The organism is Pseudoxanthomonas sp. LjRoot204_2 (genome assembly GCF_056175765.1).
The window spans coordinates 1-1,346 of the sequence record NZ_JBGFFG010000654.1 but is presented as its reverse complement, the minus strand read 5'-3'; the positions used below and the strand labels follow the sequence as shown (position 1 = coordinate 1,346).

The following is a 1,346-nucleotide window of genomic DNA, read 5'->3' as shown; positions in this document are numbered from 1 at the left end:
CACAAGAAGGATCACCACAGCCGCCGTGGCCTGCTGCAGCTGGTCAATCGCCGCCGCAGCCTGCTTGACTACCTCAAGAAGAAAGACAACGAGCGCTACAAGACCCTGATCGAAAAGCTCGGTCTGCGTCGCTGATATACCCCCGACCGCGGCGCAGAGATGCGCCGCGGTTTGCATTTAAGGGAACGGAATGCGCTGCATCCGCTGGCCGCACCGGGCCCGCCCCTCCCAGCACCACCGGCCGGACGCATCCGGCCAGCCACGCGCGACAAGGGTCGCGTGAGGTCCAACCCGCACAAGGCATCCCAAGGAAACCCCCGTGGAAAAAATCACCAAAACCTTCCAGTACGGCAAGCACCAGGTCACCCTGGAGACCGGCGAAGTCGCCCGCCAGGCCGGCGGCGCCGTCGTCGTCAAGTTCGACGACACCGTGCTGCTGGTCAYCGCCGTGGCCGCGAAGTCCGCCCGCGAGGGCCAGGACTTCTTCCCCCTGACGGTCGACTACCAGGAGAAGTTCTACGCCGGCGGCCGCATCCCCGGTGGCTTCTTCAAGCGCGAAGGTCGTGCGACCGAGAAGGAGACGCTGATCTCCCGCCTGATCGATCGCCCGCTGCGCCCGCTGTTCCCGGAAGAGTTCCGCAATGAAGTGCAGGTCATCGCCACGGTGATGTCGCTGAATCCGGAAATCGACGGTGACATCCCGGCGCTGATCGGTGCCTCCGCCGCCGTCGCCCTGACCGGCGCGCCGTTCAACGGCCCGATCGGTGCCGCCAAGGTCGGCTACGTCAATGGCGAGTACGTGCTGAACCCGACCGTCAGCGAACTGAAGGACTCCAAGCTGGAGCTCGTGGTCGCCGGTACCGCCAACGCCGTGCTGATGGTCGAATCCGAAGCCGCCGAGCTGTCGGAAGAAGTGATGCTGGGCGCGGTGATGTTCGGTCACCGCGAGATGCAGAAGGTCATCGCCGTGATCAACGAGCTGGTGGCCGAAGCCGGCAAGCCGAAGTGGGACTGGCAGCCGCCGGCCAAGAACGAAGGCCTGATCGCCGCCCTGCGCCATGCGGTGGGCGACAGCCTGGCCGGTGCGTTCCAGGTGCGCGACAAGATCGAGCGCCGCGATGCCATCTCCAGCCTGAAGAAGGCCATCCTGGGCGCGCTGGCGCCGCAGGCCGAGAGCAATGCCTGGAGCACGGGCGACCTGTCGAAGGAATTCAGCGAGCAGGAATACCAGACCATGCGCGCCTCGGTCCTGAAGACCAAGGTCCGCATCGACGGCCGTGCGCTCGACCAGGTGCGCCCGATCTCCTCCAAGGTCAGCGTGCTGCCGCGCGTGCACGGCTCCGCGC

The 1,346-nt window shown here is 66.1% G+C and carries 1 protein-coding gene and 1 pseudogene; both read left to right on the top strand.

The genetic code is table 11. From position 1 onward, the window contains the following. Positions 1-135: 30S ribosomal protein S15 (gene rpsO, locus AC04L7_RS18810; RefSeq protein WP_475513718.1), on the top strand; the 135-nt coding region annotated here is incomplete at its 5' end. 184 nt (positions 136-319) lie between these two features. Beyond that, positions 320-1,346 (top strand): annotated as a pseudogene (locus tag AC04L7_RS18805) (polyribonucleotide nucleotidyltransferase); the annotation flags it as partial.